The sequence below is a fragment of the Bradyrhizobium sp. LB13.1 genome, assembly GCF_054056815.1.
Genome location: NZ_JBSRYQ010000001.1, coordinates 2,144,828 through 2,160,655 on the forward strand (window position 1 = coordinate 2,144,828; position 15,828 = coordinate 2,160,655).

General features: G+C 64.9%; 11 protein-coding genes and 1 pseudogene. 5 read left to right on the top strand and 7 right to left on the bottom strand.

All coding sequences use genetic code 11. From position 1 onward, the window contains the following. Positions 1-32: 32 nt before the first annotated feature. From fbcH to ACVWYI_RS10105, 5 genes are all read left to right on the top strand, one after another. Positions 33-2,105: a cytochrome b/c1 gene (fbcH, locus tag ACVWYI_RS10085; protein WP_456661868.1), complete on the top strand. Its 2,073-nt coding sequence runs from the start codon at positions 33-35 to the stop codon at positions 2,103-2,105. Between the two features lie 150 nt (positions 2,106-2,255). Next, positions 2,256-2,930, top strand: a complete 675-nt coding sequence (locus ACVWYI_RS10090; RefSeq protein ID WP_456661869.1) for a dienelactone hydrolase family protein — start codon at positions 2,256-2,258, stop codon at positions 2,928-2,930. Positions 2,931-3,012: 82 nt separating this feature from the next. After that, the gene (locus ACVWYI_RS10095; RefSeq protein WP_456661870.1) at positions 3,013-4,341 is read left to right on the top strand and encodes a DMP19 family protein; all 1,329 of its coding nucleotides are present in this window, start codon (positions 3,013-3,015) and stop codon (positions 4,339-4,341) included. 115 nt (positions 4,342-4,456) lie between these two features. After that, positions 4,457-6,622 (top strand): anthranilate synthase component I, encoded by a 2,166-nt coding sequence (locus ACVWYI_RS10100; protein ID WP_456661871.1) that lies wholly within the window; start codon positions 4,457-4,459, stop codon positions 6,620-6,622. Positions 6,623-6,631: 9 nt separating this feature from the next. Further along, a complete protein-coding gene (locus tag ACVWYI_RS10105) occupies positions 6,632-7,171 on the top strand; it encodes an adenine phosphoribosyltransferase (protein ID WP_045005226.1) in 540 nt (179 codons plus the stop codon). Positions 7,172-7,196: 25 nt separating this feature from the next. Here the strand turns inward: ACVWYI_RS10105 and ACVWYI_RS10110 are convergent, their stop codons facing one another. The 7 genes and pseudogenes from ACVWYI_RS10110 to smc all read right to left on the bottom strand — a co-directional run bounded on the left by ACVWYI_RS10110 (position 7,197) and on the right by smc (position 15,803). Further along, positions 7,197-7,529 (bottom strand): GIY-YIG nuclease family protein, encoded by a 333-nt coding sequence (locus tag ACVWYI_RS10110; RefSeq protein ID WP_456661872.1) that lies wholly within the window; start codon positions 7,527-7,529, stop codon positions 7,197-7,199. A gap of 85 nt (positions 7,530-7,614) precedes the next feature. Further along, the gene (locus ACVWYI_RS10115) at positions 7,615-8,283 is read right to left on the bottom strand and encodes a hypothetical protein (protein ID WP_247440802.1); all 669 of its coding nucleotides are present in this window, start codon (positions 8,281-8,283) and stop codon (positions 7,615-7,617) included. 62 nt (positions 8,284-8,345) lie between these two features. Then, positions 8,346-9,098, bottom strand: coding sequence for a P-loop NTPase family protein (locus ACVWYI_RS10120; protein WP_247340374.1), 753 nt, complete (start codon positions 9,096-9,098; stop codon positions 8,346-8,348). Between the two features lie 205 nt (positions 9,099-9,303). Then, positions 9,304-10,548: a M48 family metallopeptidase gene (locus ACVWYI_RS10125; protein ID WP_456661873.1), complete on the bottom strand. Its 1,245-nt coding sequence runs from the start codon at positions 10,546-10,548 to the stop codon at positions 9,304-9,306. A 32-nt stretch (positions 10,549-10,580) separates the two neighbouring features. Beyond that, positions 10,581-11,141 (bottom strand): LemA family protein, encoded by a 561-nt coding sequence (locus ACVWYI_RS10130; protein WP_247340369.1) that lies wholly within the window; start codon positions 11,139-11,141, stop codon positions 10,581-10,583. Between the two features lie 136 nt (positions 11,142-11,277). Then, a pseudogene (locus ACVWYI_RS10135) lies at positions 11,278-12,259 on the bottom strand (small ribosomal subunit Rsm22 family protein). A gap of 79 nt (positions 12,260-12,338) precedes the next feature. Next, positions 12,339-15,803, bottom strand: a complete 3,465-nt coding sequence (gene smc / locus ACVWYI_RS10140) for a chromosome segregation protein SMC (RefSeq protein WP_456661874.1) — start codon at positions 15,801-15,803, stop codon at positions 12,339-12,341. Between the last annotated feature and the right edge of the window lie 25 nt (positions 15,804-15,828).

A 15,828-nucleotide genomic window follows, 5' to 3' on the forward strand; every position in this document is an offset into this window, starting at 1 on the left:
GTCTCGTCGTTATATTTCCTCAGGATCGCATCATGAGCGGACCATCCGACTACCAGCCGAGCAATCCGGCCCTGCAATGGATCGAGCGACGTCTGCCGATCATGGGCCTCGTCCACTCGTCCTTCGTTGTCTATCCCACCCCGCGCAACCTGAACTACTGGTGGACCTTCGGCGCCATCCTCTCCTTCATGTTGGGGATCCAGATCCTGACCGGCGTGATCCTGGCGATGCACTACACGCCGCATGCCGATCTCGCCTTCAAGTCGGTCGAGCTATTGGTCCGTGACGTCAATTACGGCTGGCTGCTGCGCAACATGCACGCCGTCGGCGCCTCCATGTTCTTCGTCGCTGTCTACGTCCACATGCTGCGCGGCCTCTATTACGGCTCCTACAAGGAGCCGCGCGAAGTGCTCTGGATCCTCGGCGTCATCATCTACCTCCTGATGATGGCGACCGGTTTCATGGGCTACGTGCTCCCCTGGGGCCAGATGAGCTTCTGGGGCGCCACCGTCATCACCAATCTGTTCTCCGCCATTCCCTATGTCGGCGAGAGCATCGTGACGCTGCTGTGGGGCGGCTATTCGGTCGGTAACCCGACGCTGAACCGCTTCTTCTCGCTGCACTATCTGCTGCCGTTCCTGATCGCGGGCGTCGTCGTGCTCCACGTCTGGGCGCTGCACGTCGCCGGCCAGAACAATCCTGACGGCGTCGAGCCGAAGACGGAAAAGGACACGGTTCCGTTCACGCCGCACGCCACCATCAAGGACGGCTTCGGCGTCGCCTGCTTCATGCTGCTCTACGCCTGGTTCATCTTCTACATGCCGAACTATCTCGGCGACGCCGACAACTACATTCCGGCGAACCCGGGTGTGACCCCGCCGCACATCGTGCCGGAATGGTATTACCTGCCGTTCTACGCGATCCTGCGTTCGATCCCGAACAAGCTCGCGGGCGTGATCGGGATGTTCTCGGCGATCATCATCCTGTGCTTCCTGCCCTGGCTCGACGCCGCCAGGACGAAGTCGTCGAAGTACCGTCCGCTGGCCAAGCAGTTCTTCTGGATCTTCGTCGCGGTCTGCATCCTGCTCGGCTATCTCGGCGCGCAGCCGCCGGAAGGCATCTACGTGATCGCCGGCCGGGTCCTGACGTTCTGCTACTTCGCCTACTTCCTGATCGTGCTGCCGCTGCTCTCGCGCATCGAGACGCCGCGGCCGGTGCCGAATTCGATCGCAGAGGCGGTTCTTGCAAAGACCGGCAGCAAGGCGACGCCGATGGTGTCGACCGTGATCGCTCTTGCGCTGGCGGGCGCGTTGTTTGCGGGCTCAGTCGACAGCGCCCGCGCCGAGGAAGGCGGCACCAGGCCGCCGGGCAACAACTGGTCCTTCTCCGGCCCGTTCGGCACGTTCGACCGCGGCGCACTCCAGCGCGGCCTCAAGGTCTACAAGGAAGTCTGCGCCAATTGCCACGGCCTGTCCTTTATCGCTTTCCGCAATCTCGGAGATCCCGGCGGCCCCGGCTATTCGACCGCGCAGGTGGCAGCCTTCGCCTCCGACTACAAGGTCAAGGACGGTCCGAACGATCAGGGCGACATGTTCGAGCGCCCGGGCCGGCCGGCGGACTATTTCCCCTCGCCGTTCCCGAACGAACAGGCTGCGCGTGCGGCGAACGGCGGTGCGGCGCCGCCAGATCTGTCGCTGATCACGAAGGCGCGGTCCTACGGGCGCGGCTTCCCGATGTTCATCGTCGACTTCTTCACCCAGTTTCAGGAGCAGGGCCCAGACTACGTCTCGGCGGTGCTGCAGGGCTTTGAGGACAAGGCGCCTGAGGGTGTGACCATCCCGGAGGGCTCCTACTACAACAAGTACTTCCCGGGCCACGCCATCAAGATGCCGAAGCCGCTCAGCGACGGCCAGGTCACCTATGACGACGGCTCGCCGACGACCGTCGCGCAGTACGCCAAGGACGTCACCACGTTCCTGATGTGGACCGCGGAGCCGCACATGGAAGCGCGCAAGCGCATGGGCTTTCAGGTCTTCATTTTCCTGATCATCTTCGCCGGCCTGATGTACTTCACCAAGAAGAAGGTCTGGGCCGACTCGCACTGAGCGGTTCGAGGCGAAACGAGAATTTAAGAAGCCCCCGCGAGGGGGCTTTTTTGTTGCACACGAGCGTGTGTTGTTTGGCGCGATTGCCTATCGCGCTCCCAGCGGCCAAAGTACCGCCAACCGCTCCCCAGAAACTCACCGGAGGACATCATGGGAACCGCCATCACCTTCAAGCGCCCGGACGGCAAGGACGGATCGGGCTATCTCGCCAACGCGGCGCGCGGCAACGCGCCGGGCGTGGTCGTGATCCAGGAATGGTGGGGCCTGTCGGACCAGATCAAGGGCCTGTGCGACCGCTTTGCGCTGGCCGGTTTCGACGCGCTCGCGCCCGATCTCTACAAGGGCAAGGTGGTGCCGTATCACGACACGGACGCCGCCGGCAAAGAGATGAACTCGCTGGATTTCATGGACGCCACCACGCAGACCGTGCGCGGCGCCACGCAATATCTGTCGCGCAACGGCGCCAAGGTGGGGCTGACAGGCTTCTGCCTCGGCGGCGCCGTGACCATCATCGGTGCGACCAAGATCCCGGAGCTTGCGGCCGGCGTGGTGTTCTACGGCATTCCGCCGGAGCAGGCGGCCAAGCCCGCCGACGTCAAGATTCCGCTCCAGGCTCATTTCGCCAACAAGGACGACTGGTGCACACCGCAACTGGTCGATGCCTTCGAAAACGGCATGAAGGCCGCCGGCAAGTCGCTGGAGCTGTTCCGCTATGACGCCGAGCACGCCTTCGTCAACGAGCAGCGCCAGGCCGTGCACGACCGCGAAGCCGCCGAACTCGCCTGGGTCAGGGCGACGGAGTTTTTCCGGAAGCATCTGGGGTAGGCCGGGCGGCGGCCCGCCGCGATCAGCGCTATTGCCGCATCGCAATTGAAAATTGATCACTGCAATCATAGGCTGCAGCCGCATGGCATTCGCCATGCGACTGCAGGAGGGCACGATGCTTGTGGATGGCCGCTTGACCATGGTTGTGGTGCCCAGCAAAGCGCTGGAAGCGGCCCGCGACCCCGAGAAAGCCGACCATCTCACTGGCGCTGTGGTCGACTACGTCAACGAAATTCAGAGCGTCGGCGTCTACACGGCAGGTGAGCTGCCGGCCGTGGCCATAGAGGCCTATCATGCCGACTACTATCTCTCTCAGGTCTACAACGGCGGTCACAGGCAGTTCATCGGCAACACAGGGCTCGCGATGCTTCCGACGACATCTGGTGATGCGCTCGCGGGACTGAAGGCCATGGGGGCGAACTCGCAACACCAGATCTTGCAGGAGATGATCGCCTGGGTAGAGGCACATCCCGGCGAGGCTGCGCTGCAGACCGGATTCGAAAACCGCGCCGCGGCGCTCAGCGCGCTTGATAGGCGCTTCTTTGCGGCAGAACAGCAGCAACCAATGACCCAGCTAGCGGCCCGATGGATCGCAAGCTGGCCCGAATTGCACGCCGTCGCGCAGGAGCAATATTCTTCCGAAATCGAGCGGCTTGCGCAGCTTAACCCACATCTGTCCCACCGCCGGATCTGGCGAAGCGTTCGCCACATCCGTTTCCAGATGACTGACGACTTGCAGATCACGGTCGCCGCGGCCTGCGGAGCGGTGAGGCCTGACCCGGAGCTCAAGGTCATGGTGCTTCCAGGATTCGACACGGATGTGGAGGGGCAGCAATGCACGGCATTCGGCGTAAGGACCAACAAGGGCTCGCGGCTATGCGTCTTTGACGAGGCGGGTGGACGACTTTATGAACTTGCCACGCGCCCTACGATAGTGGGCGCGCGGCTGTCGGCTGTGGGGACTGACACGATCCAGAATTTCTTGAGAATTGCCGAGCAAAACTTTGCGGCCGAAGCGATCGACCTGCTGTTGCGGAAGTTAAGTCTGGGTCCCACCGCGGCGATCACGGCCTTGAGCGTGAGCGACGATCGAGCCAGTTGGTGTGCGGTCACAGGAGAGACCAGCGTTTTGGTCGAAACCTTTGGCGACCGCGCCCAGGTCATCGGATCTGACGGCGAGCTCGTGCTCACGGTAGTGCGGGGGGGGGGGGGACGAAGTCGAGCGTCATGCCGCAGACGCGGCCGTTGGGCGCGACAGCCTGCAAGACCGGCCATAACCCTCGTTGCGATTTGCGCCATTTTGCCGGTCGAGCCGGCCCAGCCACCCTTGACGCCGTCCCCGCGCCATGATGAGTATCCGCCCATGAGTACCGCCGTCCGCCCATCCCGTCTTTGGTGGCGCACCTCCTAAGAGGTGGCCGGTGCGATTTATTCTCCCAAAATCGTCTGAGGTCGCCCACGCAGTGCGGCGGCCTGATCGTTTGTCCTGTGTGGCGTTCCCTCGGCAAGTTTCGTAAGAGGACGACATGAACAGGACCGTCTTTGCCCTCCCGGCTCGAAGCGACTATGTGACCCGCGCGGGGCTTGCGATCACGCGCGTGGCCGAGCAGTTCACCGGCGGCGCCAACCGGCTCGACGATCTCGTCAACCTGCTCGACCGTCGCCGCGGCGTGGTGCTGTCCTCGGGCACGACCGTGCCCGGCCGCTACGAGAGTTTCGACCTCGGCTTCTCCGATCCGCCGCTCAAGCTCGAGACAACAGGTTTCAATTTCAATCTGGAAGCATTGAACGAGCGCGGGCAGGTGCTGATCGCCTTCGTCGCCGACGTCTTGCGCGAGCCCTGCGTCGTGATCTCCGAGAAGACGTCCACGCGCCTTGCCGGTCATATCATCCGCGGCGACGCCCCAATCGACGAAGACCAGCGCACGCGGCGTGCCAGCGTGATGTCGCTGGTGCGCGATCTCGTCGCCGCGTTCTCGGCCAATGACGATGGGTTGCTCGGCCTGTTCGGCGCCTTCGCCTACGACCTCGTCTTCCAGATCGAGGATCTCGTGCAGAAGCGCGCGCGCGAGAGCGATCAGCGCGACATCGTGCTCTACGTCCCGGACCGCCTGCTGGCATATGACCGCGCCACCGGCCGCGGCGTCGTGCTCACTTACGATTTCGCGTGGAAGGGCAAGTCCACCGCGGGCCTGCCGCACGAGACCGCCGAGAGCCCGTACCTCAAGACGCCGCGCCAGGGTTTTGCGGATCACGCGCCCGGCGAATATCAGGCCACGGTGGAAACCGCGCGCGCGGCCTTCGCGCGCGGCGATCTCTTCGAAGCCGTACCGGGCCAGCTGTTCGCCGAGCCCTGCGACCGCTCGCCGGCGGAAGTATTCCAGCGGCTCTGCGTCATCAATCCGTCGCCCTATGGCGCGCTGATGAATCTTGGCGAGGGCGAGTTTCTCGTTTCTGCCTCGCCCGAAATGTTCGTGCGCTCGGACGGACGCCGGGTCGAAACCTGCCCGATCTCGGGCACGATCGCGCGCGGCACCGACGCGATCGGCGACGCCGAGCAGATCCGCCAGCTCCTGAACTCGGAGAAGGACGAGTTCGAGCTCAACATGTGCACCGACGTCGATCGCAACGACAAGGCGCGCGTCTGCGTCCCCGGCACGATCAAGGTCCTGGCACGCCGGCAGATCGAGACCTACTCGAAGCTGTTTCACACCGTCGACCATGTCGAAGGCATGCTGCGCCCCGGCTTCGATGCGCTCGATGCGTTCCTCACCCATGCCTGGGCCGTCACCGTCACCGGCGCACCAAAGCTCTGGGCGATGCAGTTCGTCGAGGATCACGAGCGCTCGCCACGGCGCTGGTATGCCGGCGCCATCGGCGCGGTGAATTTTGACGGCAGTATCAACACCGGCCTCACCATCCGTACCATCCGGATGAAGGAAGGCCTCGCGGAGGTGCGTGTCGGGGCGACCTGTTTGTTCGACTCCGATCCCGCCGCCGAAGATCGCGAATGCCAGGTCAAGGCTGCCGCCTTGTTCCAGGCGCTGCGCGGCGATCCGCCGAAGCCGCTGTCGGCCTTTGCGCCCGATGCCACCGGTTCGGGCAAGCGGGTGCTGCTGATCGACCACGACGACAGCTTCGTCCATATGCTGGCCGACTATTTCCGCCAGGTCGGGGCTGACGTCACCGTGGTCCGCCATGTGCATGCGCTCGACATGCTCAGGCAGAAGAGGTGGGATTTGCTGGTGCTGTCGCCCGGCCCCGGCAGGCCTGAGGATTTCGGGATCAAGAAGACCATCGACGCGGCGCTGGACAACAAGCTGCCGGTGTTCGGCGTCTGCCTCGGCGTCCAGGCGATCGGCGAGTATTTCGGCGGCGAACTCGGGCAGCTCACGCATCCCGCCCACGGCCGGCCCTCGCGGGTGCAGGTCCGCGGCGGGAGGTTGATGCGCAATCTGCCGAACGAGATCGTTATCGGCCGCTATCACTCGCTTTATGTCGAGCGCGACAGCATGCCCGAAGTTCTCGATGTCACGGCCAGCACCGAGGACGGCGTGGCCATGGCGCTGGAGCACAAGACCCTGCCGGTCGCCGGCGTGCAATTCCATCCGGAATCGCTGATGTCGCTCAGCGGCGAGGTGGGATTACGAATTGTCGAGAATGCGTTCCGGCTGGAAGCGCGCGTTGATTGAGAGGCACCAATGAATTTCGACCACGATCTGAAGGCGAGCGTTCGCACCATCCCGGACTACCCAAAGCCGGGGATCATGTTCCGCGACATCACCACGCTGCTCGCAGATGCGCGCGCGTTCCGCCGTGCGGTTGACGAACTCGTCAATCCCTGGGCCGGCAACAAGATCGACAAGGTCGCCGGCATGGAGGCGCGCGGCTTCATCATCGGCGGCGCGGTGGCGCATCAGGTGTCCGCCGGGTTCGTGCCGATCCGCAAGAAAGGCAAGCTGCCGCACACCACCGTGCGCATCGCTTACTCCCTCGAATACGGCATCGACGAGATGGAGATGCATGTCGACGCCATCCAGCCCGGCGAACGCGTCATCCTGGTCGACGATCTCATCGCCACCGGCGGCACCGCGGAAGGCGCGGTGAAGCTGCTGCGGCAGATCGGCGCCAATGTGGTGGCCGCCTGCTTCATCATCGACCTGCCCGAGCTCGGCGGTGCCGCCAAGCTGCGCGCGATGGACGTGCCCGTGCGCACGCTGATGACGTTCGAGGGACACTGAACGGCAACGGCGCCGCTGGCGACGTTCAGATCGCCTCGGCCTTTAGCTCCGACAGCCAGTGCAGCATGCGCTCTTTGAGCAGCGCATTCCTGACATAGGCGCTCGCCTCGTCCTCCAGACGCTCGCATTCGCCAAATGTCAGGCCGGGCTCGCCATGCGTGGTCCGCGCAGCCTGGAGGCTGCGGCAGGGGTGGCTGCCGTGGCGCAACGAGAACCAGATGCGGTTCTGGATTGTCTCGAGGTTCGGCGCCTGTCCGACCCATGTCTCGCCCGATGCCGCGCAGCGGACGACGTAGATGCCTGCGACGGTCTTCCGCTCCTTGTAGGCGGCGATGGCGGCTTTCCGGTCGATGGTCACTGTGAGGGGCCTTGCTGAGGGATGCTGGTGCGCAAACTCAGTAACGGCGGGTCCGCCGCAAGTCAATATTATCCGGGTAAAATATTCAGGACCGTTGCAGGATCAGGCTGAGCTCGAGCTCACGGAAGGCGAGGTAATTGCGCCGGGTCCACTGGTGCAGCTCGGTCGAGGCATCCTTCTCCTGGCGCAGATACCCGGTGAAGGAGAAGTTCAGCCGGCCGACATAGGTCTTCAGGAAGCCGGGCAGCGCGGGCAGGCGGAACACCCGACCGGCAGCCATCGCGGCCGGCAGCTCGCCGCGCACGATGTGCTCGTTATCGACCGTGATCAGGTTCATCCGCGGGATCTGTTCGCGCAACATTTCGTAGGCGCGGGCCGAGGCGCGGTCGGTGTCGGCGACGAACAGGATGATCGGCGCGACGTGGCGGCGCGCGGCCTCTTTCAAGAGGCCGATCTCGTCGGCCATCTTGAAGAACTCGTCAAAGGCGTGGAAGCCGAGGTCGATCACCTTGGCAAGCCCGTCATCGACGATGACGCGATCCATCAGCTGCATCTTGCCATAGGTGTCGATCACGTCGGCGGTCTCCGTGATCTTTGGCAGATAGTCGAGCAGCGACGGCTCCTTCAGGTTGACGTCGAAGGCCGCGACGTTGCCGTTCTTGAGCAGCAAAAATTCACTCAAAAGCCGCGCCAGCAAGGTCTTTCCGACCTGCGGGCGGGGCGAGCAAATGATGTAGAGGGGCGTTGCTGGCATCACGAACTATTATCTGAGCGAACTCACCGCCCAATCCAGCCGTATCCGCCCGGGGTCCGCAACTATTTTTCGCTGTTGCGGGCGGCGGGCTTGGAGCCGACGATGTCGGTCAATCGGATCCGGTCGAATTCGCTCCAGACGTTCGCCAGCCAATGCCGGACATAGCCGCGGAGCACGAACGAATAGTTCGCGGCCTCGTCGTTGATGCCCTTGTTGGCGACGAATTTGAGGAACGGGACCGAGGACACCTCGACCTGCTCATAGGCCATTTCGTTGAGTTTTGGGATGGTCAGCTCGGTCGCATCCTTGATGCGGTGGAAGTATGAATTGTAGGTCGCCTGGTCCCATTGGAAGAACTGCGTGTCGTTGATGAAGTTCTTCACCAGGAAATACTTTGCGCCGGTCATGAAGCCGGCTGTCTCGGCGATCTCATCCAGTGAGGCGATCGAGGGTCCGAGGATGTGGAACACTGCGAAGGTGATCTGGCCGGCCTTGGCGGCGTCGAGGAAACCGATGTCGCGCAGCGAGGCCAGCGCCGGCGAGAGCAGGCCGGCGCGGACGTCGATCACGGTCACCGACGGGCTCGTCGCGTTGAGCGTATCGAAGATCTTCATCTGATCGGACGTCGTCGTCATGTCGACGATCTCGGTGATATCAGGGTGGAAGCGCTTCAGGGTTCCGCGCGGCGACTCGGTGTCGAAGGCGCGCGTCGGCACGTTGTTGGCGGAAAAATAATCGAGCAGGGTGCGCGATACCGTGGTCTTGCCGACCCCGCCCTTGTCCGCGCCCACCACAACCACTGCCGGCTTTGCCATTGCTGTCCCCTAACGCGCCCCCGATCGCGAGATCGCAATCGGCCGGGCCCCAAATCGATGTCTCAAGGATGTCCCAAGTCTGCTGTTGGGCGCGAACATGGCAGAAACAAGGGAGAATTCAATTCCTCGGCATGCAGTTACGGCAATTCCCGAGGTTTTTCCCAATCGCGACCAAACCTTCCGCGCGTGGCGTCAGATCACGCGTTTAATGGCGGCCCCAAGGACCCATAGGATTGCCCCAGGGGTTGCCGATGGCATTGCCTATCGGATTGCTGCTTGCGGTTCCAGCAGGGCTGGGTGCGGGCAGAGGCGGCGGACTGGCCGAGCCGCCTGCATCGTTCCAAGAACCCTGGCGCAGCGGCGATGGAGTGCCTTGCTGGCCGGCTTGTGCATCCGATTCTTCCTCCCCATTACCGGGTGGCGGCAGCGGACCGGGATCGTGGCCGCCGGCGAACTTGACCAGCGCGTCGACCCGGGACTGCACCGAGGGGTGAGTGGCAAACAAGTCTGCAAAGCCCTCGCGCGGATTGTCGACGCAGAGCTCCATCACCGCCGAGGTTGCGCCCGGCAGCTCGCCGCGGTTCTCGATCTTGCGCAGCGCCGAGATCATGGCGTCCGGGCTTTTTGTCAGCTCGACCGAGCCCGCATCGGCGAGATATTCGCGCGAGCGCGATAGCGCGAGCTTCACCACTTGCGACAACAGCCATGCCACCACGATCAGAACCACCGCGATGATGATGACGACCACCGCGCCGCCGCCGGAGCTCTTGCTGTCGCTCGACGACGAGGACGATCGCGATGACGAGGAGGAGCCTGACGACCACGAGCCGCCGCCGGAGCTCCAGCTGAAATTCGTGAACAGGCGGAAGAACAATTCGCCGAAGAAGCCGACTACACCCGCGATGATGACGGCGACCACCATGAGCTGCACGTCGCCGTTCTTGATGTGGGTCAGCTCGTGGCCCAGCACCGCCTCGATCTCCTTGTCGTTCAGTGCGTTGAGGAGACCGGTGGTGACGGTGATCGAATATTGCCGCGGGTTGAGGCCGGTCGCGAACGCGTTCAGCGCCGGGTTCTCCATGATCTTCAGCTTCGGCATCGTGATGCCGCGCGAGATACAGAGGTTTTCGAGCAGATTATAGAGCCGCGGCTGTTCCTGCCGGGTGACGTCGTGGCCGCCGGTCACGGCATCGATCATCGACTGGTGGAAGAAATAGGCGATCACGATCCAGGCCGCTGCCACGACGGTCGCAACCGGCGCGGCGACTTTCAGGTCATAGAAGGCGCGGCTCAGATAATAGACGACGGTCTCATTGCCGTTGATGACGACTTCGGCGATCAGCGCGCCGGCATAGATCAGCACATAGACCAGCGCGAACAGGCCGGCGAGCAGCAGCATCGAACGAAACTTGTTCGAGGCGATGTGCGTGTAGAGACCATACGCGGCCATGACGCAATGCCCTGCCGGCCTATCGGCTCAACTCAGAACTTCACCTGCGGCGTGGCCTCGACCTCGGTGCGGCTGGCGCCGAGATCGAAGAAGTCCTTTTTGGTGAAGCCGAACATGCCGGCGAACAAGGCGGCGGGCATCTGCTGGATGCCGGTGTTGTATTCCTGGACCGCGCTGTTGAAGAAGCGCCGGCTGGCCGCGATCTTGTTCTCGAGGTCGGAGAGCTCGCTGGCGAGCTGCTGGAAATTGGCGTTGGCCTTGAGATCGGGATAGGCCTCCGACAGCGCGATCAGCCGGCCGAGCGCGCCGGAGAGCTGGTTCTCGGCTGCGGACACCTGCGCCGGTCCCTGCGCCGACATCGCCGAATTGCGCGCCTTGACGACGTCGTCGAGCGTGCCGCGCTCATGCGATGCATAGCCCTTCACCGTCTCGACCAGGTTCGGGATCAGATCGTGGCGCTGCTTCAGCTGCACGTCGATGTCGGCAAAGGCTTGGCCGACGCGCTGGCCCAGCGCCACCAGACGGTTGTAGGCGCTGAAGGCGAACAGCACGAGGACGACGATGACGCCGAGAACGATCCAGCCGGTCGACATGGAGAACTCCTGAAGGGGATTAAGGCTGGCGCAGCCTAGACCAAATTAGCGCCCGGCGAGAGCCCGCCGCGGAGAGAAGGTAAGACTTGGTCGGATCTGGAACCATCCGAGTTCAAGCCAAAAGCGCCGGACGAGGTTAACTTTCGGACATGACGGCGTCACCCCAGCGCCAGCGACGGGCGCTTGCACAGGCGGCCTTGTCGCGGCGAGGGATCCTGGCAAGTTCAACCCTCTGCTCGGTGCAGAGCTTGGCCGTGATCTCGGCCTTGCCGACATCCGGCGGCGCCAGCACGCGCGCGGCGCGTGCAGCGGGCGGCGTACGGGTCAGCGCCACGTAGATGAAGCGTTCGTCCTCGAACGGCACGTCGGCGCCCTTGATCTGGCGGTGCGCCTGAGAGCGCGGCAGGCGCTGGGAGAAATGGCACCAGTCCGGCGCCATGAGCGGACAGGGCTTTTCGTGGGGGCAGGGCGCGGCGACATAGGCGCCCGCCGTGATCCAGTTGCTGGCGCAAAGCGAGGATGCGCGCGTAGCCGGCGGGCGTGCCGGGTTCGATCACGACCAATGCGTGGCGCGCTTTCGCCCACATCGTTTCCGCGAGCTTGTGTTGATCGCCCTCACGGAGCTCGCCGATGACGTAGCTCGCAACCACGAGATCGGCTTGCGAGACCTCGGCGAGGTTCGCGCCGGCATCGCCCGGCAGATAGCGGCACTGCGCAAGTCGCGAGCTATCACGCGCCAGTTCGAGCGCCAGCCTGCTCAGTGCGCCGTTGGCGTCGAGCAGGGTGAAATCCTGCAGCGAGGAGAACGCCTCTGCGGCGGCCCAGCTCGCGGTGCCCGGGCCTGCGCCGACGTCGAGCAACGTTTCCGGAGCGAGGTCCGGTGCGATCTCGGTCAGCGCATTCAGACTTGCCGCCACAGCCGCGTAGGTCGCGGGCATGCGCGCGAGCGCGTAGGCGAGCGCATCGGCATCCGACTTGATGGTGCCGGAGCTGCCGCCTGCGCGATAGGTGGTCGAGATTTGCGACGATCGTCGCGCCGCATCGGTGCGCGAAAAGCCCTGGAGCTTGCCGTCGAGGGCCGCTTTCAGTTCCGCCGGGAGGTTGGGTGAGATCATCATTCGTGGCCATCATCTGCCCGAGTGCGCAATTGCGCACAAGGCGGATGATGACGTCAATGGGTGCGGCTCGTCCGTAGCCTCACGCAACGTTCTGGTCGAGAATGTCCACTGCCTCTTGCAGATTCACAGACACCAGTTGCGAGACGCCGCGCTCGGCCATGGTGACGCCGAACAGGCGGTTCATCCGCGCCATCGTGATCGGGTTGTGGGTGATGATGATGAAGCGCGTGTCGGTCGAGCTGGTCATCTCGTGCAACAGGTTGCAATAGCGCTCGACGTTGTGGTCGTCGAGCGGCGCGTCGACTTCGTCCAGCACGCAGATCGGCGAGGGGTTGGTGAGGAACACCGCGAAGATCAGCGCCATCGCGGTCAGCGCCTGCTCACCGCCCGAGAGCAGCGACAGCGTCTGCGGCTTCTTGCCCGGCGGCTTGGCGATGATTTCGAGGCCGGCTTCCAGCGGGTCGTCGCTCTCGATCAGATGCAGCGCGGCCTCGCCGCCACCGAACAGCTCGACGAACAGGCGCTTGAAGTGGCTGTTGACGACCTCGAACGAGGTCAGGAGCCGCTCGCGCGCCTCCTTGTTGAGGCTCTGGATGCCCTGGCGCAGCCGCTTGATGGCTTCGACGAGGTCGTCGCGCTCGGTGACCAGACCGTTGTGCTGGGTCTCGACCTCGCGCAGCTCTTCCTCGGCGCGCAGGTTGACCGCGCCCAGGCGCTCGCGATCGCGGCGCATTTTTTCGAGGTCTTCCTCGATGTCGTGCAGCGGCGGCAGCTCCGCGCCGGGTTCGATCTCGGCAAGGCCGGCTACGGCCTGCGGCTCGACTTCCAGCATGTCGCGGATCTCGCGCTCGATGTCCTCGAGCCGGCGCCGCGCGCCTTCCATGCGCTCCTCGGCGCGGGCCGTGGCCTCGCGGGAGCTGGATAGCGCCTCGAGCGTCAGCTTCGCGGCGCGATCGGTTTCGGCCATCGCGGTTTCCGCGCTGGCGAGCGCGTCGGCGGCCATGCGGCGGTCGTTTTCGGCATATTCGATCTCGGTGATCAGCGCGCTGCGCTTCTCCGCGAACACGGCCGGTGCGTTCTCGAGATCGCTGCGCTCGATGGTGACTTCGGAGATACGGGCCTGGATGGTGTCGATGTGGGAGGCCGCGCTCTCCTTGCGGTTCTGCCACTCGGTGCGTTCGGCGAGGATCGCCTGCACGCGGCGGTCGGCAAGCTCGGCCTCGCGCGCCAGCGCCTGCGCCTCGGCACGGACCTGGGCGGCCATGCGGCGATGGCCTTCGATGTCGCTGCGGACGGCGGCGAGACGGGTTTCGGTGTCCTCGCTCGACGGCAGCTCGGAGATTCCGGCTTCGGCGTATTCGTAGGCGGCTTCGGCCTCGGCGCGGTCGGCGGCGAGACGGCTGTGCGCTTCCGACAACGTCGCCTTGCGCGCGGCGTGGCGATTGATCTCGCGCTCGGTGGTGGCGTGGCGCTCGCGCGCGACGTTGAGCTCGCGCTGCGCGGCGCGCCAGGCTTCGCGGCTTGCGCCTTCGGTGCTGGCGGCCATCTGCAGCTCGGACTCGGCGTCTTCCAGCGCCTGACGCTTGATCTGCGCGTCGATGCGGGCCTGCTCCAGATCGTTCTCGATGTCGACGAGGCGGGCGCGCTCGGCAAGGCGCCGCGCGGCGCCGGTCGGCGCGTGGGCCGCGGCAACAAAACCGTCCCAGCGCCAGACGTCGCCTTCGGGCGAGACCAGCCGCTGGCCGGTCTTGAGCTGCGAGACCAGCTCGGCGCCGCGTTCGCGCGGAACCACGCCGATCTGCGCCAGGCGGCGGGCCAGCTCGGTCGGTGCCTGCACGTGGCTGGCGAGCGGCACAACGCCCTCGGGCAACTCCGGATCGCCGTCGGTGACACCGGCATTGGTCCAGCGCATCGGTGCGGACGGATCGACCGGGGCGTCGAGATCGTCGCCGAGGGCTGCGCCGATCGCCTTTTCAAATCCCTTGTCGACGGTGATGCCGTCGATGATCGGCGGCCACAGATTTTTGGTCTCGCCGTTGAGGATCTTGGAGATCGTGCGCGCTTCGGTATCGAGCCGCTGCACGCGCTTGTCGGCTTCGACGAGCGGAGAGCGCGAGGATTCCAGCGTCTGCCGCGCGGCGACGTGGGCGGCTTCGCTGTCCTGAGCGGCGGCTTCCGAGGCCGCAAGCGTCTGCTCGGCGTTCTCGACCGTTGCGGTCAACTCGTCGAGATCGCCGAAGCCGCCGGTCTCCGCAGTGAGCTTCTGCTCTTCCGCCGCGACGTTCGAAATCTCCTGGTCGAGCCGGGCGAGCTTGTCTCGGTGGGTGCGAACGTTGGCTTCGAGCTGATGGCGCTTGGCGGTGAGGTCGGCGAGCGCGGTGGTGAGCTCGGCGAACTGGTGCTCGGTCTCGGTCAGCACCGCCTCGGCTTCGCCGACGCGCTCGTCGACGCCTGAGCGCTTCTCGACGCGCGACTTGATCTCTTCCTTGAGCTCGGAATCTTCGGCGTCGAGGCGCTGCAGCGCCACGTCGGCGTCCATGGTCTGCTGCTGGGCGCGCGAGATGTCGCCTTCGAATTGTGCGAGACGGCGCTCGAGTTCGGCGACGCGCTCCTTGGCGCGCTCTTCCTCGCGGTCGAGCAGCTCGCGGGCGTTGGTCAGGCGCTGCAGCCCGGCTGCCGCGCGCGCTTCGGCATCGCGCAGCGCCGGCATTTCGGAGGCGCGGATCGCCTGGATGCGGGCGGCCTCGGCCTGGTGCTGGGTACGCTCCGCCATCTCGCGGACCGCGAGGTCGTGGGTCTGGCCGGATTCGGTGACGTCGGCGTGGGCGCCGATCCAGCGCAAATGGAACAGGGTTGCCTCGGCCTTGCGGACCTTGGCCGCAACTTCGCGATAGCGCACGGCCTGGCGAGCCTGCTTCTTCAGGCCTTCCACTTGCCCTGCGAGCTGGCCGATCACGTCCTCGACGCGGGTGAGGTTGGTTTCGGCCGCCTTCAGCCGCAGCTCGGCCTCGTGGCGGCGGGCATGCAGACCGGCGACGCCGGCGGCGTCTTCCAGCACGCGGCGGCGCTGCTCGGGCTTGGCCTGAATGATCTCGCCGATCTTGCCCTGGTGGACCAGGGCCGGCGAGCGCGCGCCGGTGGCGGCGTCGGCGAACAGAATCTGCACGTCGCGGGCGCGCACGTCGCGGCCGTTGATGCGATAGACCGAACCGGCCTCGCGCTCGATGCGGCGGGAGATTTCCAGAAGCTGGCTGTCGTTCATCGCCGCCGGCGCGGTGCGATCGGCATTGTCGATCGTCATCGTCACTTCGGCGTGGTTGCGCGCCGGACGATTGCCGGAGCCGGCGAAGATCACCGCGTCCATGTCGGCGGCGCGCAGCGACTTATACGAGGTCTCGCCCATCGCCCAACGCAGCGCCTCGACGAGATTCGACTTGCCGCAGCCGTTGGGGCCGACCACGCCGGTCAGGCCGGGTTCGATGACGAAGTCGGTGGCCTCAACGAAGGACTTGAAGCCGTGAAGGCGCAGGCGGGTGATTTTCATAAGCACGCATCTCTGTTGGCAGGCG

What these genes read in the sequence shown, in the direction of transcription:
- ACVWYI_RS10125 (WP_456661873.1), bottom strand. Translation starts at nt 10,548, where the DNA reads ATGGCCGCGTATGGTCTCTACACGCACATCGCCTCGAACAAGTTTCGT.
- ACVWYI_RS10120 (WP_247340374.1), bottom strand. Translation starts at nt 9,098, where the DNA reads ATGGCAAAGCCGGCAGTGGTTGTGGTGGGCGCGGACAAGGGCGGGGTC.
- ACVWYI_RS10105 (WP_045005226.1), top strand. Translation starts at nt 6,632, where the DNA reads ATGAATTTCGACCACGATCTGAAGGCGAGCGTTCGCACCATCCCGGAC.
- ACVWYI_RS10090 (WP_456661869.1), top strand. Translation starts at nt 2,256, where the DNA reads ATGGGAACCGCCATCACCTTCAAGCGCCCGGACGGCAAGGACGGATCG.
- ACVWYI_RS10115 (WP_247440802.1), bottom strand. Translation starts at nt 8,283, where the DNA reads ATGCCAGCAACGCCCCTCTACATCATTTGCTCGCCCCGCCCGCAGGTC.
- ACVWYI_RS10100 (WP_456661871.1), top strand. Translation starts at nt 4,457, where the DNA reads ATGAACAGGACCGTCTTTGCCCTCCCGGCTCGAAGCGACTATGTGACC.
- ACVWYI_RS10095 (WP_456661870.1), top strand. Translation starts at nt 3,013, where the DNA reads ATGGCATTCGCCATGCGACTGCAGGAGGGCACGATGCTTGTGGATGGC.
- smc (WP_456661874.1), bottom strand. Translation starts at nt 15,803, where the DNA reads ATGAAAATCACCCGCCTGCGCCTTCACGGCTTCAAGTCCTTCGTTGAG.
- ACVWYI_RS10130 (WP_247340369.1), bottom strand. Translation starts at nt 11,141, where the DNA reads ATGTCGACCGGCTGGATCGTTCTCGGCGTCATCGTCGTCCTCGTGCTG.
- fbcH (WP_456661868.1), top strand. Translation starts at nt 33, where the DNA reads ATGAGCGGACCATCCGACTACCAGCCGAGCAATCCGGCCCTGCAATGG.